The organism is Pedobacter planticolens, assembly GCF_014172375.1.
Lineage (GTDB): Bacteria > Bacteroidota > Bacteroidia > Sphingobacteriales > Sphingobacteriaceae > Pedobacter > Pedobacter planticolens.
Genome location: NZ_WNXD01000002.1, coordinates 1,150,176 through 1,173,415 on the forward strand (window position 1 = coordinate 1,150,176; position 23,240 = coordinate 1,173,415).

Annotated in this window: 22 protein-coding genes; 11 read left to right on the forward strand and 11 right to left on the reverse strand. The window is 34.9% G+C overall.

Annotated elements, in window-relative coordinates; all coding sequences use genetic code 11:
- Position 1: 1 nt before the first annotated feature.
- The 3 genes from GM921_RS13785 to GM921_RS13795 all read right to left on the reverse strand — a co-directional run bounded on the left by GM921_RS13785 (position 2) and on the right by GM921_RS13795 (position 3,773).
- On the reverse strand, positions 2-637 hold the full coding sequence (locus GM921_RS13785) for a family 16 glycosylhydrolase (RefSeq protein ID WP_182923214.1): 636 nt from the start codon (positions 635-637) through the stop codon (positions 2-4).
- A gap of 71 nt (positions 638-708) precedes the next feature.
- On the reverse strand, positions 709-1,263 hold the full coding sequence (locus GM921_RS13790) for an NUDIX domain-containing protein (protein ID WP_182923215.1): 555 nt from the start codon (positions 1,261-1,263) through the stop codon (positions 709-711).
- Between the two features lie 95 nt (positions 1,264-1,358).
- Positions 1,359-3,773: an outer membrane beta-barrel protein gene (locus GM921_RS13795; RefSeq protein WP_182923216.1), complete on the reverse strand. Its 2,415-nt coding sequence runs from the start codon at positions 3,771-3,773 to the stop codon at positions 1,359-1,361.
- Positions 3,774-3,908: 135 nt separating this feature from the next.
- Here GM921_RS13795 and GM921_RS13800 point away from each other — a divergent pair, with 135 nt between their 5' ends.
- Positions 3,909-4,508 (forward strand): thioredoxin family protein, encoded by a 600-nt coding sequence (locus tag GM921_RS13800; protein WP_182923217.1) that lies wholly within the window; start codon positions 3,909-3,911, stop codon positions 4,506-4,508.
- Positions 4,509-4,571: 63 nt separating this feature from the next.
- On the opposite strand, the gene GM921_RS13805 is transcribed toward GM921_RS13800, so the two are convergent.
- Positions 4,572-4,853: an ATP-dependent Clp protease adaptor ClpS gene (locus tag GM921_RS13805; RefSeq protein ID WP_182923218.1), complete on the reverse strand. Its 282-nt coding sequence runs from the start codon at positions 4,851-4,853 to the stop codon at positions 4,572-4,574.
- 120 nt (positions 4,854-4,973) lie between these two features.
- Here GM921_RS13805 and GM921_RS13810 point away from each other — a divergent pair, with 120 nt between their 5' ends.
- Together GM921_RS13810 and GM921_RS13815 are read left to right on the forward strand one after the other, a co-directional pair.
- Complete coding sequence (locus tag GM921_RS13810) at positions 4,974-6,020, forward strand: 3-oxoacyl-ACP synthase III family protein (RefSeq protein ID WP_182923219.1); 1,047 nt, start codon at positions 4,974-4,976, stop codon at positions 6,018-6,020.
- A 94-nt stretch (positions 6,021-6,114) separates the two neighbouring features.
- Positions 6,115-7,059, forward strand: a complete 945-nt coding sequence (locus tag GM921_RS13815; RefSeq protein ID WP_182923220.1) for a Smr/MutS family protein — start codon at positions 6,115-6,117, stop codon at positions 7,057-7,059.
- Here the strand turns inward: GM921_RS13815 and GM921_RS13820 are convergent.
- From GM921_RS13820 to dcd, 6 genes are all read right to left on the reverse strand, one after another.
- Positions 7,056-7,499, reverse strand: coding sequence for a DUF1569 domain-containing protein (locus GM921_RS13820; protein WP_182923221.1), 444 nt, complete (start codon positions 7,497-7,499; stop codon positions 7,056-7,058). The two genes, GM921_RS13815 and GM921_RS13820, sit on opposite strands and share 4 nt — an antisense overlap.
- Before the next feature lie 679 nt (positions 7,500-8,178).
- Entirely contained in the window at positions 8,179-9,051 is an 873-nt protein-coding gene (locus GM921_RS13825) for an SDR family oxidoreductase (protein WP_182923222.1), read from the reverse strand.
- 113 nt (positions 9,052-9,164) lie between these two features.
- Positions 9,165-9,926, reverse strand: coding sequence for an enoyl-CoA hydratase/isomerase family protein (locus GM921_RS13830; protein ID WP_182923223.1), 762 nt, complete (start codon positions 9,924-9,926; stop codon positions 9,165-9,167).
- Positions 9,927-9,935: 9 nt separating this feature from the next.
- Positions 9,936-12,662 carry a carboxypeptidase-like regulatory domain-containing protein gene (locus GM921_RS13835; RefSeq protein ID WP_182923224.1) on the reverse strand — a complete coding sequence of 909 codons (2,727 nt, stop codon included), beginning with the start codon at positions 12,660-12,662 and terminating at the stop codon, positions 9,936-9,938.
- A gap of 1 nt (position 12,663) precedes the next feature.
- Entirely contained in the window at positions 12,664-15,357 is a 2,694-nt protein-coding gene (locus tag GM921_RS13840) for a TonB-dependent receptor plug domain-containing protein (RefSeq protein WP_182923225.1), read from the reverse strand.
- An 80-nt stretch (positions 15,358-15,437) separates the two neighbouring features.
- Positions 15,438-15,974: a dCTP deaminase gene (gene dcd, locus GM921_RS13845; protein WP_182923226.1), complete on the reverse strand. Its 537-nt coding sequence runs from the start codon at positions 15,972-15,974 to the stop codon at positions 15,438-15,440.
- A gap of 68 nt (positions 15,975-16,042) precedes the next feature.
- On the opposite strand from dcd, the gene GM921_RS13850 reads away from it, so the two are divergent.
- The 3 genes from GM921_RS13850 to GM921_RS13860 all read left to right on the forward strand — a co-directional run bounded on the left by GM921_RS13850 (position 16,043) and on the right by GM921_RS13860 (position 18,127).
- Positions 16,043-16,684 carry a 4'-phosphopantetheinyl transferase family protein gene (locus GM921_RS13850; protein ID WP_182923227.1) on the forward strand — a complete coding sequence of 214 codons (642 nt, stop codon included), beginning with the start codon at positions 16,043-16,045 and terminating at the stop codon, positions 16,682-16,684.
- 9 nt (positions 16,685-16,693) lie between these two features.
- A complete protein-coding gene (gene lipB / locus GM921_RS13855; RefSeq protein ID WP_182923228.1) occupies positions 16,694-17,389 on the forward strand; it encodes a lipoyl(octanoyl) transferase LipB in 696 nt (231 codons plus the stop codon).
- Positions 17,390-17,500: 111 nt separating this feature from the next.
- Positions 17,501-18,127, forward strand: coding sequence for an SGNH/GDSL hydrolase family protein (locus GM921_RS13860; protein ID WP_235969840.1), 627 nt, complete (start codon positions 17,501-17,503; stop codon positions 18,125-18,127).
- 88 nt (positions 18,128-18,215) lie between these two features.
- Here GM921_RS13860 and GM921_RS13865 read toward each other — a convergent pair whose 3' ends face one another.
- The gene (locus tag GM921_RS13865; protein WP_182923230.1) at positions 18,216-18,950 is read right to left on the reverse strand and encodes an RDD family protein; all 735 of its coding nucleotides are present in this window, start codon (positions 18,948-18,950) and stop codon (positions 18,216-18,218) included.
- 92 nt (positions 18,951-19,042) lie between these two features.
- Between GM921_RS13865 and GM921_RS13870 the strand changes: the two genes are divergently transcribed.
- Genes GM921_RS13870 through GM921_RS13890 form a run of 5 tightly spaced genes read left to right on the forward strand, consistent with a single transcriptional unit; the run spans position 19,043 to position 23,235 of the window.
- A complete protein-coding gene (locus tag GM921_RS13870; protein ID WP_182923231.1) occupies positions 19,043-19,999 on the forward strand; it encodes a stage II sporulation protein M in 957 nt (318 codons plus the stop codon).
- Positions 19,996-20,874 carry a hypothetical protein gene (locus GM921_RS13875; RefSeq protein ID WP_182923232.1) on the forward strand — a complete coding sequence of 293 codons (879 nt, stop codon included), beginning with the start codon at positions 19,996-19,998 and terminating at the stop codon, positions 20,872-20,874. Before GM921_RS13870 ends, GM921_RS13875 begins: the two co-directional genes overlap by 4 nt.
- Entirely contained in the window at positions 20,875-21,615 is a 741-nt protein-coding gene (locus tag GM921_RS13880; protein WP_182923233.1) for a hypothetical protein, read from the forward strand.
- Entirely contained in the window at positions 21,612-22,796 is a 1,185-nt protein-coding gene (locus GM921_RS13885) for a DUF4350 domain-containing protein (protein WP_182923234.1), read from the forward strand. The genes GM921_RS13880 and GM921_RS13885 overlap by 4 nt, the downstream gene beginning before the upstream one ends.
- A 25-nt stretch (positions 22,797-22,821) precedes the next feature.
- The gene (locus GM921_RS13890; protein ID WP_182923235.1) at positions 22,822-23,235 is read left to right on the forward strand and encodes a GxxExxY protein; all 414 of its coding nucleotides are present in this window, start codon (positions 22,822-22,824) and stop codon (positions 23,233-23,235) included.
- Positions 23,236-23,240: the final 5 nt, after the last annotated feature.

Below are 23,240 nucleotides of genomic sequence, written 5' to 3' on the forward strand. Positions count from 1 at the left end.
TTTAGTTAATATAGGGATAAAATTGAACCTTATCTATATATGCTTTTGTTGGTAAAGTAGCTTCTTCTATATTTCCACCCCAATTTACGGATTTTGTTGCCCAAAGGTTAAAAACAATGTGCATTGCTTTATTAGGGATTGCTGTGGTTGTAGAATGAACTATCTTTCCATCTATTTCCCACTTAATTTCATTTGGGTTCCATATAATCGCATAATCATGAAACGCTGCAGTTGTGTTAAAATCAAGTGCTATCACTTTGTCGTGTGATGTTTTATCTATCCAATTATTAAGCGTTATTTCATTTGGAGATTTCCCGCTAATTTCGAAATCTATTTCTTGGTTATTTTCTGCAGGCTGATAAAGAAAAAATGCGGTGATGCATCCTAAAGCATCAGAAGCCTTAATTCTAGCTTCAAATCTACCATATAAATATGCTCTTTTTGATCTTATTTCAGCAGCAGTATATTCCTTTTTATGAAATTTCTCATTAGTTAATGATAAAACTAATTCGCCATTTTCGGTAACCACATTCGCAGGAGAAAAATGTGCTAAATTATTTTCAAACGTATGATTTTCAATCGTCCAATTGGTTTTTAAACCTTTAGTAAAATCATCTGTAAACGTTTCTTTTGTCATTTTTGATAAAACCCCACAGCCACTTATTAGTGGCAAAATTAGTAACGAATAAAGTAAAATCTTTTTGCTCATTAAATTTTACCTTGCTGTAGTAATATTTTGGTTTTTAAAATGGCGGCTACGCTAATACTATCCGTAATTACACCATTCATTACCATCAGATAGGCTTCTTCAAAAGGTAATTTACGAACAATTAATTCTTCTGTTTCTTCTGGAGATGATTCGCCTAATTGTAAATCTTGCGCCAAATAAATGATGGCCAACTCATCACTTACCGAATTTGATAAATGCATGCGCTGAATTTCAGTATATCGTTTTGCAGTCAAACCTGTTTCTTCGGCAAGCTCTCTTTTTGCACTTTCTATTGGGTCTGCATTTAATACGCCACCGCCTTCTACAATTTCCCAACTGTACTCTTTTATCGGGAAACGATATTGCCCAACCAACCATGTGTTTAAATCAGCATCTAAAGGTAAAATGCCAATGGCGATGTTTTTGAAATGCACTTCACCATAAATCCCTTCACCACCAGATGGATTTAGCACTTGATGTTCTGTTAAAGAAATCCAGTTATTATCGTAAATTTTTTCACTATTTAAAACTTTCCAAGGGTTTTCGGTGCTCATAGGTGCAAGATACGGAGCTTTTAATAGTATTGCAAAGCTTGTTTAAGCGTGAAGACCTATAAGGTTTTTAAAACCTTATAGGTTTCGTTAAAAAATTAAGGCTTAGCAGGTGGCGGTGGCGGAACTACAACTTTATTCATTTTTACTTTCGTAAAACGATAATTTAAACTGAAGGTTACATTGCTCGAATTGTTGGTAGAGTAGCTTTGCGATGTAAAATTTGTACCCTGATTAAACGAGTTATTGTTTTTTCGACCAAAAGGATCACTTGTACTTATACGAGCGCTCAATGTATTTTTAAAGAATGATTTTCGAGCACCAAAACTACTATTGATAGAGCCTTTATTACGACCTTGAGCATTGATGTTATTGGCGTAATTTAAGTTAGATTCGAATGCAGTTTTGTAAGGCAATTGCATCGAAAAACCTAAGGATGCTCTTAAACTTAATCCATCTCTATTTAAAGCTGTGTTTAATTTTGAACTGTATTTGCTTTGAATTACACTAAAGTTTCCGTTTGCAGAAATTTTGTTTGTTGGGCGGAAGTTTCCAATTAGCATTACCGCGAAAGAGTTGTTTGTTCCAACGTTATCGAAAGTACTTTCTGAAACGCCATTCTTTTTAACAGTTCGATATCTTTCAATAACACCGCGACTAGTAGAGTAAGAAATACGTGGTGTAAACGACCATTTTTGTCCGAAAGCGCCGAAACTGAAATCCATTTGGTGGGTATAAGCTGGAGATAAATCTGGATTACCAAAAGAAATATTTAACGTATCTGCATTGTTTACTTGCGGATTTAAGGCAAATTCTCGCGGTCTGTTAATACGGACACTATACGTTGCACCAAAATTATATCGCTTTTTGAAAAAATGATTTAAGGATACATTTGGAAATAAACTTAAATAAGGGCTAACGTGATAACTTGTTCCAGTAGAAAGATCGAAATTTACATCGGTATATTCTCCTCTTAAACCTCCTTTTAAACCCCATCCATTTTTGCGGTAATTATAAGAAGCGTAGCCAGAAAGTATGTTTTCGTTATAAAAGAATTTGTTGGTGAGGTTTTGATTGGTGACGAATTGTTCTGTTTGATAATTGAAATTCTGAACCAATAAATCGTTATCGTTTTTACGGTAATTGTAGGCGATACCAAATTCTAATTGATCTCTTTTATTAAAAACGGGTTTATCATAATCTAAATTAAAATTCAACCCACGATTGCTAACTTCATTATCGTTTTGCTGTAAACTAGGATTTAAATTAGCTGGAAAAGCATACGTTCGGTTGTAAGAACGTAAATCGCTATTCGAATTTGTATTTAAGGTAATGCCCATGGTCAGTTTGCCACCAGTTGTATCGGTTTGTAAATTATAGTCGGCGTTAAAAACAAAGTTGTTGCTGTTGCCGTCTCCAAGGTTATGCTGATTGCGCAAACGAGTTGGCGTTAAGGCTTCATTAATGTAATAAAAGTCGTTACCAGAAATGCTATTGCTATTATTGATGTTGTAATTTGTAGAAAGACGTAGGTTTTGTTTTGGCGTAATATCCCAATCTAAACCTAACCTAAAATTGCCACCATCACTTTCGCTGCGGTTATTATTAAACTGATTGTAGTAAAAAGTGGTATCTGGGAAAAAGTTAGTTCGATAACTTTCGCTAGTTCCTATGCCAATGTTTTGTCGGTAGGCAGCGCTACCATTTAAGTTATAATTTTTACCACGATAAGATGCGTTGGCATTAGTGTTTTTGTTGCCTTGTATTCCTGCAGTTACACCTATATTTCCATTAAAGCCAACTTTAAACCCCTTTTTCATCACGATGTTCAGAATGCCTTCACCATCGCCAGAGTATTTAGAAGGTGGATTAGTCATTACTTCAATTTTTTCGATCGCATCTGATGGCAGTACATTTAACAAATCTGCAATGTTAGAAGTCATGTAATCAGAAGGTTTTCCATCTATAAAAACGCGTGTGCTTCTTTTGCCAGAAATAGTTGCATTTCCATCAATATCAACTTGTACCATTGGCACATTTTTAAGCACATCAGTAGCCGTGCTTCCTTCTGCTAAAATAGATGAACCAACATTATAGGTAATTACGTCGGCAGCAAATTCTACCAAAGGTTTGGGTGCAGTTATCACAACTTCGTTAAGGTTACTTTGTTCGTTACCTAATTTTAGATTACCTAAATTTTTATCGAAATCTTTCTCCGTAATGATAATCTCGTTTACAAAAAGATTAGTATAGCCAACATAACTAACCTTTACTTTGTAGGTGCCAGTTTTAAGGTTAATGAATTTGAAATATCCATTTTCATCGGTTTGTATAGTTAATAAAGGTTGCTCGGCAGTTGCCTCGAAAAGAGAAATTACTGCGTATGGAATAGGTAATGCGCCTACTTCTTCAACCACTCTTCCTCTAATAGCACCTTTTTCTGCAGCCTTAGCGCCGAAAGCAAATAAACTCAGTAATGTAACAGCAAAAAAATAGGGTAACAGTCTTTTCAAGATTGAGCTAATATAAAATGGTTAGAGTTAAAATCAGTTTGGTAAATTTAGTAAATTCGTTTTCCTAAATACAAGACAAAGTTCGGGCTTGAAGGTTTAAAAAACGAGGAGTAACTATTTTATTACAGCTATATTATGCTCAATTACAGCGCTATTTTTGATGAAGGTATGACGTATTCGGTTTACCGTGAAGTAGTTTATTTGCGTCTGCAAGATGGTAAAACTACTGGAGAAGATCATTCGCCGGAGATGTTGCATTATACAAAAATGAACAACCACAGAATGAACAGGATTGAGAAAGAGACGTATTTAAATAAAGACCTATCAACTGTAATTTCGACTATAAAAGGGAAATATAATTTTTTGGTAATTAGTGAGGGATGGTGTGGAGATGCTGCTCAAATTTTGCCAGTATTTGATAAAATTGTTGAGGAATCGAGAGGAAAGTTTAACATGAGAGTAGTGTTGAGAGATGAAAATCTTGAACTAATAGACAGTCATCTCACCAATGGTGGAAGAGCAATTCCTGTTTTATTAGTATTGGATGAAAATAAAAACCCAATTTTACCCAAATGGGGACCAAGACCACAGGTGTTCCAAACTTTATTAAAGCAATGGAAAGCCGAAAATGATGATGCGTATGCGGTTGCTGAGCAATTACATCGTTGGTATGCAAAAGATAAAACGCAAACTACACAAGCAGAGTTAGTAGAGTTATTAAAGCAATTGGATTAAATTACCACCTAAGACATCTTAGAACAGCTAAGAAAATATAATATCGCTAAGGTGGTAGAATGACTAATCTACAGTAACAGTCAACCCTTCTTGCTGTAAAATTTTACGATAAACTTCCATTTCGGTAAAAGAACCCTCAAGTACGGCACATTTTCCTTTATTATGTACTTCCAAAGCAATTTTTTCGCCTTGCGCTTCGGTATAATCTAGGTATTTCATCATGCACCAAATTACATGTTCAAAGGTATTTACATCATCGTTCCATAAAATTAGGCGATGAACGGTTTTTAAAGAGGTAAGGATCTCTTCTAACGTAAATGTTTCTTCCTTTGTTTCTGTTGACATGGTACAAAAATAAGCAAATTTTCACTAGTTAATAGCTCATAGTTAATAGACAATGGCTATAAATCATTAACTATCGACTATGAACCAAATTAATTACATTTGTTCTTCAAACCAGATTTTATGCAAAGTTCGAAAATCGCCGGCATCGGTTATTATGTGCCTAAAAATATATATACAAATACCGATTTATCTCGTTTTATGGAGACCAATGATGAGTGGATACAGGAACGTACGGGTATAAAAGAACGTCGCTTTGCGGATAGATTAGAAGAAACTACCACAACGATGGGTGTTGAAGCTGCAAAAATTGCAATCGAAAGGGCTGGTATTACTGCACAAGATGTTGACTTTATTATTTTCGCTACACTGAGTCCAGATTATTATTTTCCAGGTTGTGGGGTTTTATTACAACGTGAAATGAAGATGAAAGAGGTTGGTGCACTCGATGTGCGTAACCAATGCTCTGGCTTTTTATATGCACTTTCTGTTGCCGATCAGTTTATTAAAACCGGTATGTACAAAAACATTTTAGTAGTAGGTGCCGAAAAACATTCTTTTGCCATGGATTTTGAAACTCGAAGTAGAAATGTTTCTGTAATATTTGGCGATGGTGCTGGTGCAGTAGTTTTGCAGCCAGCAAAAAAAGAAGGACAAGGAATTTTAAGTACACATTTGCATAGCGATGGTGCAGATGCAGAAATTTTAGCTATGTTTTATCCAGGTGCACATGCAAATAAATGGATGAAAGATAAACCAGGTTACCCTGACCAAGAGTTGGGTGGCCTATTTATGACGACCGAACAATTGGAAGACGGAGCAGCATTGCCTTATATGGATGGACCTGCGGTGTTTAAAAAAGCAGTCGTAAAATTCCCAGAGGTGATAAGAGAAGCGTTGAAAGCAAATAATTTAACTGAAAAGGATATTGATTTATTGGTGCCACACCAGGCAAATTTGCGTATTAGTCAGTATGTGCAGCAATTGTTGGGTTTAAGCGACGATAAAGTGTTTAATAACATTCAAAAATACGGTAATACTACAGCTGCATCTGTACCAATTGCGTTGTGCGAAGCTTGGGAAGCGGGAAAGATAAAAGATGGCGACTTAGTTTGTTTAGCTGCTTTTGGATCTGGCTTTACGTGGGCAAGTGCTTTAATTAGATGGTAAAGTTGATTTACGAGTTTAGATTTACGAATTACGATTGTTGGATGTTTAATCTAGTTGCCCAAACATGCAACTCACAACGATAATAAAACAATTTATGTTCAAACTAGGTGATTTTGTTCGTTTTGTAGACGAAAAGAGAGAAGGATATGTAACGCGAGTTATTGATGCGCAAACATTGGGTGTAACGGATACAGATGGGTTTGAAATACCTGTGTCGGTTACAAATTTAACACATGTGCATGGGCATGGTTCAAATCGTGTTGCACAAAGTGATGAAAAGCAATCCGTAGTTATTGATGAAGAGTTTAAAGAAACTGGAATTTTTTTAGCGGTTGCTGAAGACTCGAAAGCGAGTTCTGTGGTACATTTTACATTAATTAATAACACCTCTTATCAGCTGTTGTTGAGTTTAAAGACGGATAAAAAAGGGATTTATAAAGGTGAATTTGCGAGTGTAGTACAAGCGAAAACGAGCACGCAAATTTATAGCGCTAATTTAAGTGATTTAGAAATTTGGCCTGATTTTATTTTTCAGGTATTGTATTTTACTACTGCAAATGTTAAACCTGTTGCGCCGTTAAATTTAACTAGAAAGTTTAAGGCTAAGGATTTCAGTGGGGCGAAAAAACAAGTTACAGAAATTAACAAATACGCATGGTTGATACAATTAGATGAACCCGTACAGTTAATTGATGCGCAAAAGTTAAAGGAAAGTTTTTTTAGAGGGGAAACCCAGAAACCAAAAATTTTAAAACCTGCTACCGAAATAGATTTACATATCGAAAAAATAAGAGATGATTATCAGTTTTTGGGTCAATCGGAGATAATTGATATTCAGTTAGGTTATTTTCAGCAAATGCTGGATGCAGCGATTGTTCATCAGATGCCTTCTATTGTGTTTATTCATGGTGTTGGTAATGGTACGTTGCGACATCATATTCATAAAACGATTAGCAAACATCCGCAGGTGCGCACCTTTATGGATGCCCGCAAAGAGAAGTTTGGTTTTGGTGCTACGGAAGTGGTTTTTAAGGCTTAAGCTCCGAATTGACGTAGGTGATGGTCTGTGTGTTTCCATAGCAGAACATCCCATTGTTGTGTGCTCATTTTGCCAAAGATTGGATGTTTTATGGCAAGGTTCTCTTTTTGAGCATCGAACTTGTTAATTAAGCTAATTAGGTTTTGCTTTTCGGTTTCTAAGTTTGGGTCGAAGGTTACTATGAAACTTTTGTGGGTTGGTAGGTTTTTCTCGAAGGGTTCTTCTTTCATTAATTTCTTTTTAATGATTGGACCCAAAATCATAAATATTAAGTTGCTGTGTAATTTTAGTTCGCCAATGCTCACTTTAATGGGGGCTTGTGCATGCAATAACATTTGTGATGGTAGCATTTTGCCCCATTGTCTTTCGCTGGTTTCGGTTATAGATTGAATGCGGTTGATGATTTCTTCACGTTCTGGGGTGTTGAATAATGATTTCATGTTGATTTTATTTTGGTTGTAGGTCTGGTTTTTAGCTTGTGCAGTGTTGTTGTATTCAAATTTACTGAATAAATTGGGAGTGGAGGTGATGAAAGTGGGAGTAATGTTGATGTTTGCGGAAATGCAGATGATAAAAGTAGGAGTAACTATTGCATAAGTCGGAGTGATGTTGTTAAAAGTGGGAGTGTTTTTGTTAAAAGACGGAGTGACTTTGATATAAGTGGGAGTAAAATAGGTATAAACGGAATGTACTTCTGTATAAGTCGGAGTGATTATGATAAAAGTGGGAGTGATGTTGGTTGTTTTATAGTTGTGGTAGGTTTTTTACCACCTAAGAAACCTAAGAGAACCTTAGCTGGGTTTCTCCTAGGTGTTTGGGTGTTTAGGGGTACTTCGCAATGACGAAGTGTTTTAGATTGTTTTGAGTTTATTAAACCTGATAGTAACGGAAATACTTTTTTGTTGCATCATCTTGTTGTTGAATTGCACTGTTTAAAGGTTTCTCGGCTGCGCTCGAAATGACGAAAGACGTTAATACAAAAAGATTGAAGTGGATAGCAGGGCTTGCTTTAATAGGTGTTACTGAGTTGGCTTTTCGAATTATTTTTTACCACATAGGCACATAGTTCTTCATAAGTTTTAGCTATGTTTTTTATGTGTCTATGTGGTTAGGTTAACTTTAACTTCCTTTGGCGGATCTGGTCATTTGTTCTAGCATGTCCCACATTTCTGATGGTATTGCTTCTAATCCATTCATTTGGCCGGCACCTTGTAGCCATTCGCCGCCATCTATTGTAATGATTTCGCCGTTGATGTAGCCTGCAAAATCACTGATGAGGAATGCGGCTAAGTTGGCTAGTTCTTGGTTTTCGCCTACGCGTTTTAGGGGAACTCGGTTTTTGAAATCGAATTTTTCGGCTAAATCTCCTGGTAATAATCTATCCCATGCGCCTTTTGTTGGGAATGGGCCTGGTGCGATTGCGTTGGTTCGGATGCCATATTTACCCCATTCTACGGCTAGGGATCTGGTGAGTGCGAGTACGCCGCCTTTTGCGCAAGCGGATGGAACGACGTAGGCGGAACCGGTAAAGGCATAGGTGGTTACGATGTTTAGGACGCTTGCGGGTTGTTTTTCTTTGATCCAATGTTTGCCAAAGGCGAGGGTGCAGTTTACGGTTCCTTTTAAAACGATATCGATAATGCTGGAGAAGGCATTGGCTGATAAGCGTTCTGTTGGGGAGATGAAATTGCCTGCGGCATTGTTTAATAGTCCGTCTACTTTGCCAAACTTTTGGATGGTTGCTGAGAGTACGGCTTCTACTTGTTCATAGTCTCTTACATCGCATTGCACAGCTAAAACTTGTCCGCCTGTTTCTGCTGCCATTTCATTGGCGGTTTTTTGTAGTACTTCTAATTTGCGGCTGGTGATAACCAAATTGGCACCTAGTTTTAAGAAATAAGTTCCCATGGCTCGGCCTAAGCCTGTGCCGCCACCTGTTACTACTATGGTTTTACCTTTTAGGGCATCGTCTTTTAACATTTCGTTGGTCATTGGTTCATTTGGTTCAATTGTTCATTTGGTTCAATTGTTCATTGGTTCATATGTTCAATGGTCGATTATGCTTAACCTGTTGAAGTTATTAACTATCGACCGTAAACCATTTACTATTTCTTTTGTAGGCTATCGATAATTGTTTTTAGAATTGCTCTGGTGCTTGGTGACCACCATTGTTTTAGCATAATTTCTAGGTCGGCACTTTGATCTGCACTTGTGCTTGCTATTAGTTCTTTTCGGATGTTTAGTTTGCTTTGCGACCAGGTGTTTCTCTCGTACGCCATGTATTTTCTGGCTTTGCGTTCGGCAGCAGTTAAAATGCTTTCGGGTTTTACTAATTCATCTACTAAACCTATGGCTAGGGCTTCTTCTGGATGAAATAGTTTTCCTTCTAATAGGCTTCTTGTTGCATGGGCTTTGCCTAACCAAAATGAGTATAGGCTAAAGATGCTGTTTGGCACGATAATACCAACTGGAACTTCATTTAAGCCAATGATATATTTTCCTTCGGCCATTACGCGGGCATCGCAAGCGAGAGCAATTACGCAACCGCCTGCTGGGCTATGTCCGTTTATTGCTGCTATTAATGGTTTTTTGAAGGAGGTGATTTTGGCAACGAAGTTTAGAAATAGATGCCAAAAACTTTTTGCTTCTTCTTCGTTGTAGTTGTATAGTTCTATTAAATCTAACCCTGCTGAAAAGAAGTGTTCTTTGCCTGTAATTATTGCACCACCAATGTTAGGGTCTGTTTCGATATTGTTTAGCATATCGGTTAGTTCGATAACCATTTCTCGGTTTAATGAGTTTGATTTGGGCCTGTTGAGGCTAATTATTGCTAGACGATCTTTTATGGTGGTTTCTATTGTTTTCATAGGGTTTGGTTAATTTACTTGGTAAGTAATTACTTTTCTGGCGAGATTGCCATCGGCATCTATACCTTCTATTACTATTCTGTATGTTCCAGTTTGGTCTGTGTTGTAATAGTTTAGCGTTGCTTTACCAGTTGCATCTGATACTACGTGAGGATTCCAATACACGGTTGGTCTAAAGTCTGGCTTGTCATCTTGTTTTACATCGTATTTTGGAGAGTAAAATTGGCGAACTATATCATATCCTTTTGGTGTAAAAATGGTGATACCCGGCGCACTTATTTCAGACATTTTTTTGCCCTTACCTCTTTTGGTGGTAATAATTAATATTCCATTATATCCATCTACACCATAAATTACTGATAACGCAACATCAGTAATTACCTCAATGCTTTCAACTTCGGAAACTTCAATATTATCCAAAGAGAAATCACGTAGTACTATTCCATCTAACGATACTGCCATTATAGGAGCAGCCTCGAATCTGCCTTTTGTAAGAATTGGTTGCCCTCTTGTGTCTTCTTCTGTAGATACTGCTACCCCTGGAACACGGCCTTGGAAATATTGAGCTAAGGAAAGAGTATTTTTTAAATCTTCTTCAGTTACCACATAATTTGCTCTGCCTCGCCCATTTAAGTTTGATGAATTTGGTGAAGCTTTATCTTCTTTAGTAACTTTCTGTACAATATTTACAGTTTTTAGTTGGTTTGTTCTGTTTAAAAATCCTTTTTTGTATTGTTCCTCAAAGTAATTATCACTTTCTGTAAGGTATTTTAAAATGGAGGTATTTACATTTGTTTCGATATCGCCATTGTTAGTATTTGCACCGATTGATTGTTGCTGGAATTTATCTAGTACTATTCTAACATCTTTTTTGCCTTCCTTAGTACTGCCTTGTAATACAAATTTTATACTATCTCCAAAACTAACACCATCAAAACTAAAATGACCATTTTCATCAGATGTGGTATTTGCCATTACCATTCCTTTTGTTGTGGAAAGCAACGTGATTTTTCCATTTGCTACAGGTTTTTTATTATTTGTTGTTACTAATCCACTAATTTTCATGCTTTTTTCTGCTGGATAAGTAGGGGTTTGTATAGAGGGGTTATTTATCGCTTTCCAATCTATCTTTCTCCATCCTTGGGTAAGTAAAAGATTATCTAATTCTATATGGGTTTTTAAATCATTATTTGAAAAATAATGATTGGGTTTTTCTATATAACCTGTTAAATCTGAAGTGAGTAAAAGGCTTGTTAATATATTGCTTTCATTTTCTATATCAGGGATAACCACAGATGAATTAGTAACGGCTACTGAAAAGCTACCTTGTGTAATTTTAGAATTGTTTGAAGCTACTAACGTCAAATCCATATTTGATTTTTTGCCATAACTTGATTTTAAATTCTGTAAGTCGATATCAATTTTATCTGCAGCATTATTTGCAAAAGCTACACGTTCACTAACTGGGGTATTATTTGGAGAGAAAAGTGTAATTTGAACAATACCCGATGGGAAATTAATTTTAGGCACAACTACAGTTGCAATCTGCTTGGCTGTAGAAACTTTAGTTGCAAAAAAAATGGTGCCGTTATGTTGTGCTATTAAGTTAAGATCGCCTTGGTTGAGGAGATTCGGACTCATCATGATTTTGATTGCCATTTTTGAGGTGTCGGTATTATTGACAGCTAATGCATATCCGCTTGGTTCTACTTTTGGTAGGTTAATGGTTTTTTCTGTGCCATTTGCAAATTTTATTTTTGCGCTATAAGTTTTCCCTTCGTTTGGTGTTAGCGATAATGTACCCATGCCTAAGTAAACAGTCTCGAAGCTTGAAATCTCGGTCCCATCATTATCTATAATTACTCCATTTACATTTTCTCCAAGTCCGTTGGTATTAATTGCTTTAATAGCAATTTTGCAGGGGAGGCCAGCGATTAGATTTCCTCCTTCTGGGAAAAATTGAACATCGACCGCATTCGATGTTGTTTTTATGGGGATGTTTTTAACAACTTTTTGACCATCTGGCATGGTAATAGTTGCAAGTATTTTTCCAGATTTAGAGAGGTTTGGTTGCGTGTTAATTATAGGAATTTTGATTTCGCCATTGGCATTTGTTGTAGTTTTTGCTTTAGAACTCTTGTTTGTATTTAATTGAATTTCATAATTGACCTCACTGTTTGTATAAGGCTTGCCATCTTTGTTGGTAAACTGAATAGTTGTACTAACTTTTTCAATGAGATTTTCCGTAGTAAATTGACTGCTTGTTTTAGTGAAAACTTTGTTTGCCCAAGAATTTCCAATTTTTATGGTTTTGTCAAAGAAAAATGCTGATCCAGCATTTCGCATCCATTGTGTATAGGCTCTAATACGATAATTGCCCTCATTTAGAGAATCGGTTAATTTAAAATCTCCCCAAGCAATACCACCCTTCATTGATAATTTGAGTTGTTTTTGGATTGAATCCTTTTCATTAATCAACTCAACATAAATAATGTTACTAATTGCTGTTGGCTTTTGATCACGACTATCTATTACATAAGCTTTAAACCAAATATCATCGCCAATGGCATAATAAGGTTTATCCAAGTGAAGATGAATTTTCTCTTGCGGAAATTTTTTTGTGAACTCTTCCAATTTTTTTAGCAACTCTGTAAATGGATCTTCATCTACAATAAATGCAGAGAAGCTAAAGAGAGATAATAGGCCAACAAAACAAACAATTAGTCTTTTTTTCATATTAATTTACTTGGTAAGTAATTACTTTTCTGGCCAAATTTCCATCTACATCTATTCCTTCTATTACAATTCTGTATGTTCCAGTTTGATCTGTGTTGTAGTAATTTAGGTTTGCTTTACCAGTTGCGTCTGATACTACGTGAGGGTTCCAATATACAGTTGATCTTAAATCTGGTTTAGGATCGGGGGTTGCATCGTATTTTGGTGAATAAAATTGGCGAACTTGATAATACCCTTTCGGTGCATAGGTAACTATGCCTGGGGCATATCTGGCGTAATTACTTTCTGTACCAGCACCTCTTTTTGTGGTAATTACGATAACACCACTTGCACCGCCGCTGCCATAAATTGCGGTGTTGCCTATACTTTTTAACACTTCAACACTTTCTATATCTTGTACAATGATGTCGTCTAATTGGAAATCACTTCCCATATTCATTCCATCTAAAACTATGCTCATTGCACCTCCATTCGCCCGTGTAGAATAGGCTTTTCCGTCGCGTATCATTATACCTGCAACCCTGCCTTGTAAATACATGGAAAGGGAGAAAGCAGTTTCTAAATCTTTAGCTGTAACTACAAAGTCTGCACGACCAGCACCATTTAAATTCGATGAATTAGGAGCTGGGTTTTTCTTTTCAACAATGTTAACTGTTTTAAGCGTAATCGTTCTGTCCAATAAGCCTCTTTTAGTTTGCTCATCAAAATATTTATCACTCTGTGCTAAATAAGGCATTAAGGTTTCGTTCACATTAACTTCAACATCACCAGTGTTTTTATTTACAGTAACTACTTGCCCAGGTACCACATCTAGGTCTATTTGTATGTTTTTGTTATTTTTATCGGTGCGGGCTTGTACCACAAATTTGATATTTTCTGTAAAATCAATTTTATCAAAGTTAAAACGACCATTGGCATCACTTAAGGTGTCAACAACAAAAAAGCCGTTAGAATTAGAAAAGAGTACTACTTTTCCTTTAACTACTGGTTTACCTCCTTTGGTAAGCGTGCCGCTTATTTTTAGACTTTTTTCTGCTTGATACGCGATAGCTGAAAATTGGTTATTGATAATGTTGTTCCAATTTATTCTCCTCCACCCCTGTGTAAGTAATAAATTATCTAATTGGGTGCGTGTTTTTAAATCGTTGTTTAAGAAATAGTGATTTGGTTTTTCTACATAACCCTTTAAATCTGATGTAAGTAAAAGACTTGTTAAAATATTACTCTCGTTTTCTAAATCTGGAGCAACTGCAGCTGTATTTGTAATAGCGACTGAGAAACTTCCTTCTATTGGTTTTGCATTACTGGTTGCAGTGAATATTAAATCTACATTTCCTCTTTTGTCATAATCCGATTTTAAATTCTGAACATTTAGGGCAATTTTATCATTGCTGTTATTTACAAAAGCTAATCGTTCTGCAACGGGTAAATTATCGGCAGAAAACAAAGTGAGTTGAACAATACCTGATGGAAATTCGGATTTAGGAGCGCTTACTGAAATTAGTTGTTTTTCTGATGAAAGTTTGGTTACAAAATATACATTGCCATTGTGTTGTGCTACTAATTTAAGTTCGCCTTTATTCATTACATCGGTAGTTAATATTACTTTGATGTTCATTTTAGCGCTATCTGTATTATTTACGGAAAGTACATAACCACTGGCTTGTGGTTTAGGTAAGGCAATAGTTTTTTCAGAACCGTTTGTAAGTTTAACTTTTGCTGTATAAGTTTTGCCTGGCAGCGGATTTAAAATGAAACTTCCCATACCCAAATAAGCTGTCTCAAATTTTAAAATTTCGCTACCTTCATTATCTAAAACTCTACCGCTTACATTTTCTCCTAAACCATTTGCATTAATTGCTTTGATAGCAACTTTGCTCGGTAAACCTTCAACTAAATTTCCTCCTTCTGGGAAAAACTGAACATCAACCTCTGCAGAAGTGGTTTTTACTGGAATAACTTTAACAACGGTTTGTTTATCAGCCATTGTAATGGTGGCAGTAATTTTACCCGATTTGTATACATTAGGTTGAGTATTAAGGATTGCAACATTAATTTCACCATTTTCATTAGTAGTTGCTTTGCCTCTAGTAATATTTCTCGAATTTAATTGTACCTCATAATTGACTAAGTTATTTGCATATGGTTTGCCATTTTTATCTGAAAATTGAATAGTGCTATTTACTTTTTCTGCATTATTTTCGGTACTATATTGATTGTTAGTTTTAGTGAAAACTTTATTCGCCCAAGAATTCCCAATTTTTATTGTTTTATCAAAAAAGAATTCCGGTCCGGCATTTCTCATCCACTGTGTGTACGCTCTAATTCTGTAATTTCCTTCGTTTAACGAATCGGTCAGCTTAAAATCTCCCCACGTAATTCCGCTTTGCATAGGCAATTTGATTTGTCTTTTAATAGAATCCTTTTCATTAATTAATTCTACATATAAGATTTTGCTTAGCGTTGAAGGTTCAGAAGTTCGACTATCAACTACGTAAGCTTTAAACCAAATGTTATCGCCCACGGCATAATAAGGCTTATCTAAATGGAGATAAACTTTTTCTTGTGGATACTTTTTAGCAAATTCTTCGAGCTTTTTGAGTAATTCGGTAAATGGATCATCATCAGTTATAAAGGCAGAAAAACTGAACACAGAGAGGAGCGCAATGGATAGGATTAGAAGTTTTCGTTTCATTGTGTGAAAATAATAAAGCCTTAAGTTACAAAAACCTAAGGCTTAATTGAAATAATGTAATTAAAAAGTTAGTTGATTAATTAAAATGTGTTTTTCCACATCATACTTTCTACTGGTTTGGTAGTTTTATTGTTGTATTTAGCATCGTTTTTAGTGTTGTACATATTTTCTATACTACCATCAACTAAAAAATAAATAAGCTGACCAATAGGCATGCCCGCATAGATACGAACGGGTTGTGCGCAAGAAATTTCTAATGTCCAGGTGTTGCAAAAACCAACATCGCCTTTGCCAGCGGTAGCATGAATATCAATACCTAAACGACCTGTACTACTTTTGCCTTCTAAAAATGGAACATGAGCATGAGTTTCGGTATATTCTAGTGTTACACCCAAATATAAAGTGCCAGGTTGTAGTACAAATCCATCTTTTGGTATTTCGAAATGCTCTATTTTATTGTGTGCTTTAGCATCTAAAACACGATCTTTATATGTAGCCAGGTATTTGCCCAAATGCACATCGTAAGAGTTAGTGCCAAGGCAGTTTAAATTAAATGGTTCTATAATAATGGTGCCTTTGTCTATTTCTTCGAGTATGCGTTTATCTGACAGTATCATTTTATAAGTATTTTGGACTAAATTATGATTAATTTAAGATACTTTTGCATTGATTTTCTAAATAAGAGATGCCAGTAGTTTTTAATAAAAAAATTGATGATCAAACCATACTTTCGGTATGGAAAATTGAGGAAACGGAAGAACAGTTACTCTCTGGTTTACAACTTAAACAGCATGAGCTGGATGTTATCGCTTCTTTAAGTAATGGAAAACGAGCATTACATTGGCTAAGTACGCGTTTATTGCTGCGAACCATGCTCAATACAGCAGATTATATAGATTGTCGAATGGATGATCATGGCAAACCGTATTTAGTTAATTCTGACACTCATATTTCTTTAAGTCATTCGTATGATTATGCTGCCGTAATAATTAGTAAGGATAAAAAAGTTGGGGTGGATATCGAATTGATTAAAATGAAAATTAAAAGCATTAAACATAAATTTTTATCTGATGTTGAGCTTGCTCAAAAACAAATTGGCGATAATACCAATGGTTTATATGTTGCTTGGTGTGTTAAAGAAGCAATTTACAAATGGCATGGCAAAAAGGGTTTAGAGTTTAAACAACATATACATATTAAGCCTTTTAAATTAAAAGATGAAGGTTCATTGCAAGCCTTGGTAGAATTACCAGATGGTACAAAGGAATTAGCCGTGAATTATTTTAAAACCAAAGATGGTTATATGTTGGGTTATGTTGTTGCTTAATTAAAAAGGATGAATAAGGTAGTTAAGTTTATAGATTGGGGTTTAACAGATTATCAAGATGCTTGGGCAAAACAAGAAGAAATATTTGATGAAACGGTTGCCTTAAAAGGCAAAAACAGAACTGAAAACACTGAAATTGAAACTTCGAATTATCTTGTTTTTTGCGAACATCCGCATGTGTATACGTTAGGCAAAAGCGGGCATCCAGAAAATTTATTATTGGATGAAGAAGGCTTAAAGAATAAACTAGCTACTTATTATAAAATTAATCGTGGGGGTGATATTACTTATCATGGCCCTGGTCAGATTGTAGGTTACCCAATTTTAGATTTAGATAATTTTTTCACCGATATCCATTTATATCTAAGAACACTAGAAGAAGCCGTGATTTTAACACTTGCAGATTACGGAATTACCGCTGGTCGCTATACTGGGTTTACAGGTGTTTGGTTAGATGCAGACAATGAAAAAGCTCGTAAAATTTGTGCATTAGGTGTGCGTTGTAGCAGATGGGTAACCATGCATGGCTTTGCATTTAATGTAAATACCGATTTAGATTATTTTAAAAACATTGTTCCTTGCGGGATAGATGATAAAGATGTTACTTCGTTGGAGAGAGAATTGGGTAGAAAATTGGATATGGAAGAAGTAAAAGGAAAACTCAAAAATCATATCGCTCAGTTATTTAAAATGGAATTAATTTAATTGGTTTAAATCTTCATCATAAAATTTTACGTAAATTAAAAGATGAAATTTAGCCTTGGGTTTTTATCATTATGCTTATTATTGAGTTGTAGTAAAAATGCAATCCAAAAGATGTCTCCAACAAATAAATCATCCTTAACTTATCTCGCCCTCGGCGATTCTTATACCATTGGCGAAGCTGTTCCTCAAAAAGAAAGTTTCCCTTATCAAGTAAGTTCGATGCTAAATGAGCAAGGATTAAAGTTTGCTGCTCCAAAAATTATTGCAAAAACAGGTTGGACAACGGATGAACTGCAAGCCGCTATCAAAGCTGAAAAAATTACTGAAACTTACGATATAGTTACTTTGCTCATCGGGGTTAATAATCAGTATAGAGGAAATTCGCAAGCAGAATATCGCGTACAATTTGCAGCATTATTACAAACAGCTATCGGCTTTGCTGGCGGAAATAAAAAACATGTTTTTGTGATTTCAATCCCCGATTGGGGTGTAACACCTTTTGGAAAAGGAAGTGGGAGAAATACAGCTACCATTGCACAAGAAATTGATACATTTAATGCTATTTGTAAAGAAGAAACTTTAGCAAAAGGTGTGAGTTATATTGATATTACACCAGGTTCTAGAAATGCAGCAACAGATGCTTCTTTAGTAGCTAGCGATGGGTTACATCCCTCTGGTAAAATGTACAGCGAATGGGCAGTAAAAGTTTCGAATGCGGTTGTAGCTGTGTTTAAATAAATTACGACCTAAGACAGCTAAGAAAACCTAAGCTTATTTATAAAAGTATGTGCTAAGATGATCTAAGGTTTCTTAGGTGGTGAAAAAACTAAACCGCTCTAGAAGTAAGCTGATTATAATCCATAATCACAGTTTTTAAAAACTCAAGTTCATTCATCCCGTTAGGCATAACAATACCCAAATGATTAGAAACTCTAGCTGCCATGTGATAAATTAAATCGTGGTTTCGAGTTTTGTAATACGTATTTAAAACTTCGTGAATGAGTTCTATATCTCTATCCGTCATTTGGTGTACACTATCAAAAACTGGATTATATTCTTCGGCAACTGGATGAAAAGCAATGTGTTGAAATTGTGTACGCGGCACAGTTTTAATTAACGTTGTACCCGCAACAATATCGCCAATGCGCTGCTTATTATCTGTAACGGCTACGCAAATTAATGCGCCCAACCATTGCGTTAACGTAAAATCTACTATTCTAAAAACCCACCGTATAAAATACTGTCCTAGGCTCGCTTGTGCGCCATCAAGGCTGATGACTTTAATTTTTAATAAACGTTTACCAACACTTTGACCATTCATGAAAATCTCACACAATAAATCGTAGAATACGAAACCAACCGCGTAAATAATAAATGGAATAAAGCTAAAAATACTGCCACCACTCGATAATCCAATCATTTGAAACAACAGTAAAAAGATAATAAATATTGCTATAAACAAACCGAAATCAATTAATCGAGCGGCAACACGTTCGCCTAAGCCCGCAACGGGATAATCAATATCAATATGTTGACTAGTATTTACTTTAACGGTTTCCATAGTCTCAAATATAATAGGGATTTTTATTTTTTATTGACTAATTGAAATTTTGTTTTATTTTAACAGAAATATTTAACCCGGGAAATTATTTTATGAGAGAAGCGCTGTTTGTGAAGCAGAATTCCGATAAATGGAAAAGCTACGAAGTTTTACAAACGAATAACCCCGATGAATTGGCCCATCGTTTCATAGATATTACAAACGATTTGGCGTATGCAAAAACCTTTTATCCAAAATCTCAAACTACAGGATATTTAAATGGTATTGCATCTGTTTTACACCAATCTATTTATAAAAATAAAAAAGAAGAAAAAGGTCGTTTTGCCCGCTACTGGAAATACGAATTACCGTTATTATTCTATCAATATCGTAAGCAGATAGTTTACTCATTTATTTTTTTCATTATCGCCGCTAGCATTGGAGCATTATCTGCCAAGTATGATGATCGTTTTGTTCGCTTAATTATGGGCGATAGTTATGTAAACATGACGAATGAAAATATTGCAAAGGGAGATCCGTTTGGTGTTTACAAGAAAACAGGAGAATTTCAAATGTTCTTTCAAATTGCAGCAAACAACGTTTGGGTTTCGTTTGTGATGTTTGTAAGTGGAGCACTTTTGTCAATTGGACCAGTATTTTTTCTGCTCAGAAATGGAATTATGCTTGGCGCATTCGAATATTATTTCTTCAGCAAAGGTTTAGGTACGCAATCTATTTTAGTCATTTGGATTCACGGAACGTTAGAAATATTAGCCATTATTATTGCGGGCGGTGCCGGATTAGTTTTAGGTCATGGCCTACTTTTTCCAAAAACGCACACACGTTTAGTCGCCTTTAAAAACAGCGCCAAAGATGCCACAAAAATAGCTTTGGGTATTATTCCAATCATTTTAATGGCTGCATTTTTCGAAAGCTTTATTACTCGTCATACCGAAATGCCAATTTGGTTAAGCATTAGTATTTTAGCTGGCTCCTTAATTTTTATGATTTGGTATGTAATCATTTATCCAATACAACTATATAAACGCACTCAAACAGTAAACTCATGAAAGATAAAGTAGAATTTAAAAAAATAAGAGAATTTGGAGATATTATTGGAGATACTTTTCTCTTCATTAAACAGAATTTTAAGCCTTTAATGGCGGCATTTTTCTCGCTAAGCGGCATTTTTATTTTAGGCGGAATATTAAGTTCAATAATTGCTCAAATGCAGTTAGTTGGTTTAACGGAAAGTGGGGGTTATCCAGGTAGCGGCCCGTTTGCAAAGTATTATAACATGGGATTTAGCTATGTAATAGTTATCATTTTTATGATTTTAAGCTATACCTCCATGTATGTTTCGGTTTTAAGTTACGTTACATTGTATGTAGAAAAGGGAAATTTACCACCAACGGTTGCTGAAGTATGGGCGTACTTTAAATATTACTTTTTCAGAATGTTGGGAAGTGGACTTTTGATGACAATTTTCTTATGTCTATGCTTTGCGTGTTGTTTAATTCCTGGTGTGTACGTTTTCCCAGCAGTAACATTATTTTATGTAGTTATGATTATAGAGAACGGAAACTTTTCACACGCTTTTGAACGATCATTCAAATTACTAAAAAATGAATGGTGGGTAACCGCTGCAACTTTATTAGTCATCTATGTTATATTTTACGCTTGCAGTATGATTGTACAATTACCTGCCATAATTATTGCAATGGTCAGTGCATTTACACATGCAGAACAACCCATTACAAAAACCTATGCTTTTGTTTCTTCAGTATCGCAACAGATTGCTTATATATTTATGATTCTTCCAATCATTTGTTCAACACTAATTTATTTCAATTTAGTAGAACGAAAAGAAAGCCTTGGCTTATTAAATAGAATTGATGGTTTGGGTCAAAATTCAAATCAAGCCGAAACTCCAGAAGAATATTAAATGCGCTTACTGCTGGTTTTCTTTATCGTTTTTATATGGACTAGTAATGCCCACGCGACTGCTGTGCAAAAACCAGTTGCTAAACCTGCCGTAGTTAAAAAAGGTATTATTTTAAAATCAGATAGCAGTAAAGTAGATCTACGAAAATTTGATGAAACGGCAGTTAAAAAATATAGTGTACAAAAAGACTTTATTTATGATGATGTTGCACCACAAAGTTTAAGCTTATGGGATCGTTTTTGGAGATGGATTTGGCGTTTAATCAATAATATTTTTAGTGGAGGAATTACCGGCAGCATTATAAAATATGTTTTAATCGCTGTTGTAATTGCCATAGTTGTATTTGCGGTTATTAAATTAATTGGTTTAGATTATAAATTCCTAACGGGAAAATCTAAAGCAGTAGCCATACCATTTGAGGAAAGTTTAGAAAACATTCATGAAATTGATTTCGATGAACAAATTGATTTCGCTTTGCAAAACGGAAATTATCGCCTCGCGGTACGACTGTTATATTTAAAAACTTTAAAGCATTTAAGCGATAAACAGCTCATTAACTGGCAGCCAGAAAAAACCAATCAGGCTTATGTTTTAGAGCTCGAAAATGAAAACTACAAACAAGAATTTAATACGCTAACTAACCAATTCGAATACATTTGGTACGGCGAGTTTTTTATAGATAAAAGTAGTTTCGAACCAATTAATCAATCCTTTTTACAGTTTAATCAAAAAACGATATGAACAGCGGATTGAGAAGATATTTAATAATTGGTAGCATTTTAATAGTGGGTTATTTGGTTGCACAATATTTTAAACCAAAGCCAACTAATTGGGCGCCCACTTATCTTTCTGAAGATAAAATTCCATTTGGCACTTACATTTTACGCCAAAGAATTAATGATATTTTTCCAAATACAAAAATAAAAACTGTTCAATCTGCTGTTTATAATAACTTAAGAGAGCAACCAAAAGGTCAATCTAATTATTTTATTATTGCTTCAAACTTAAGTGTAGATAAACTCGATTACCGAGAAATGGTAAAATATATGCAAAGCGGAAACAATATTTTTATTGCTGCTTTTCAAATTAAAGGTGGTTTACTAGATAAGTTAAAACTACAAATTGCATCCGATTTCAACTTCCAGAATAAACGAAAATATCCTATCAACTTTGTTAATCCATCCTTAAAAAGAGACCTTGATTATTATTTTGATAAAGGAATAAGCGAGCAATATTTTTTAAATGTAGATACCGCAAGAGCTATTGTTTTAGGGAAGAAGGAAGATAAGTTTTCCAATTTTATTCAATACAAATTTGGTAAAGGCTCTTTGTTTATCTTACCAAATCCACAATTGTTAACCAATTATAGTCTGCTCAAAGAGGATGGTTTGGATTATGCATCTAAAGTGCTTTCTTATTTGCCAAAAGCAGAAACCTTAATTTGGAACGAACATTTTACCCGGCCTGATGCGCAAGATCATTCAGTTTTAAGAGTGTTTTTTAAATACGATGAATTACGATGGGCCTATTACATTGCGCTATTTAGTTTAGTGGCGTTCATTTTATTTGAAATTAAACGAAGACAACGGATAATTCCAGTAATAGAAAGATTAAAAAATACATCTGTAGAATTTGCCGAAGTAGTAGGGCGAGTGTATTACCAGCAGCGCAATAATAGAGATATTGCAGAGAAAAAAGTAAGCTATTTATTAGAGTATATCCGGAATAAATACCGCCTAAAAACTTTGGATTTAAACCAAGAATTTAAAGAATCGCTGATTAAAATTTCTGGTGCAAATGCAGATATAATCGATGAGCTTTTAGAAGAAATAACATACCTTAAAGCGGGGCAAATGGTGAAAGACCAACAGCTAATCCGTCTAAATAAATTAATTGAACAATTTTATAAACAAGACCAATAATATACAACCACATAGACACATAGTTATGTTGACAAAAAAGTACTTAGACGATTTGACTTATGAGATTATAGGAAGTGCTATTGAAGTTCACAAAGTATTGGGACGAGGATTGTTAGAAAGCGTATATCATAGGTGTTTAATAGAAGAACTATTATATAGAAAAATAAATTTTCTTACTGAAATGAAAGTTCCTATAGTTTATAGAAGCAAAGTATTGGATATAGATTTGAGATGTGATTTATTTGTTGAACAATGTGTAGTGGTAGAATTAAAATCAGTGAATGAAATGACAAAAGTGTTTGATGCTCAGCTTCTGACCTATATGAAACTATTACGATGCCCTAAGGGCATCCTTATTAACTTTAATAGCTCAAATATTTTTAAAGAAGGTCAAAAGACTTTTGTAAATGAATATTTTAGTACGCTACCAGATAACTAAACTAT

What these genes read in the sequence shown, in the direction of transcription:
- dcd (WP_182923226.1), bottom strand. Translation starts at nt 15,974, where the DNA reads ATGATACTGTCAGATAAACGCATACTCGAAGAAATAGACAAAGGCACC.
- GM921_RS13885 (WP_182923234.1), top strand. Translation starts at nt 21,612, where the DNA reads ATGAACAGCGGATTGAGAAGATATTTAATAATTGGTAGCATTTTAATA.
- GM921_RS13825 (WP_182923222.1), bottom strand. Translation starts at nt 9,051, where the DNA reads ATGACCAACGAAATGTTAAAAGACGATGCCCTAAAAGGTAAAACCATA.
- GM921_RS13805 (WP_182923218.1), bottom strand. Translation starts at nt 4,853, where the DNA reads ATGTCAACAGAAACAAAGGAAGAAACATTTACGTTAGAAGAGATCCTT.
- GM921_RS13865 (WP_182923230.1), bottom strand. Translation starts at nt 18,950, where the DNA reads ATGGAAACCGTTAAAGTAAATACTAGTCAACATATTGATATTGATTAT.
- GM921_RS13830 (WP_182923223.1), bottom strand. Translation starts at nt 9,926, where the DNA reads ATGAAAACAATAGAAACCACCATAAAAGATCGTCTAGCAATAATTAGC.
- GM921_RS13850 (WP_182923227.1), top strand. Translation starts at nt 16,043, where the DNA reads ATGCCAGTAGTTTTTAATAAAAAAATTGATGATCAAACCATACTTTCG.
- GM921_RS13790 (WP_182923215.1), bottom strand. Translation starts at nt 1,263, where the DNA reads ATGAGCACCGAAAACCCTTGGAAAGTTTTAAATAGTGAAAAAATTTAC.
- GM921_RS13890 (WP_182923235.1), top strand. Translation starts at nt 22,822, where the DNA reads ATGTTGACAAAAAAGTACTTAGACGATTTGACTTATGAGATTATAGGA.
- lipB (WP_182923228.1), top strand. Translation starts at nt 16,694, where the DNA reads ATGAATAAGGTAGTTAAGTTTATAGATTGGGGTTTAACAGATTATCAA.
- GM921_RS13875 (WP_182923232.1), top strand. Translation starts at nt 19,996, where the DNA reads ATGAAAGATAAAGTAGAATTTAAAAAAATAAGAGAATTTGGAGATATT.
- GM921_RS13840 (WP_182923225.1), bottom strand. Translation starts at nt 15,357, where the DNA reads ATGAAACGAAAACTTCTAATCCTATCCATTGCGCTCCTCTCTGTGTTC.
- GM921_RS13810 (WP_182923219.1), top strand. Translation starts at nt 4,974, where the DNA reads ATGCAAAGTTCGAAAATCGCCGGCATCGGTTATTATGTGCCTAAAAAT.
- GM921_RS13820 (WP_182923221.1), bottom strand. Translation starts at nt 7,499, where the DNA reads ATGAAATCATTATTCAACACCCCAGAACGTGAAGAAATCATCAACCGC.
- GM921_RS13870 (WP_182923231.1), top strand. Translation starts at nt 19,043, where the DNA reads ATGAGAGAAGCGCTGTTTGTGAAGCAGAATTCCGATAAATGGAAAAGC.
- GM921_RS13785 (WP_182923214.1), bottom strand. Translation starts at nt 637, where the DNA reads ATGACAAAAGAAACGTTTACAGATGATTTTACTAAAGGTTTAAAAACC.
- GM921_RS13835 (WP_182923224.1), bottom strand. Translation starts at nt 12,662, where the DNA reads ATGAAAAAAAGACTAATTGTTTGTTTTGTTGGCCTATTATCTCTCTTT.
- GM921_RS13800 (WP_182923217.1), top strand. Translation starts at nt 3,909, where the DNA reads ATGCTCAATTACAGCGCTATTTTTGATGAAGGTATGACGTATTCGGTT.
- GM921_RS13880 (WP_182923233.1), top strand. Translation starts at nt 20,875, where the DNA reads ATGCGCTTACTGCTGGTTTTCTTTATCGTTTTTATATGGACTAGTAAT.
- GM921_RS13860 (WP_235969840.1), top strand. Translation starts at nt 17,501, where the DNA reads ATGTCTCCAACAAATAAATCATCCTTAACTTATCTCGCCCTCGGCGAT.
- GM921_RS13815 (WP_182923220.1), top strand. Translation starts at nt 6,115, where the DNA reads ATGTTCAAACTAGGTGATTTTGTTCGTTTTGTAGACGAAAAGAGAGAA.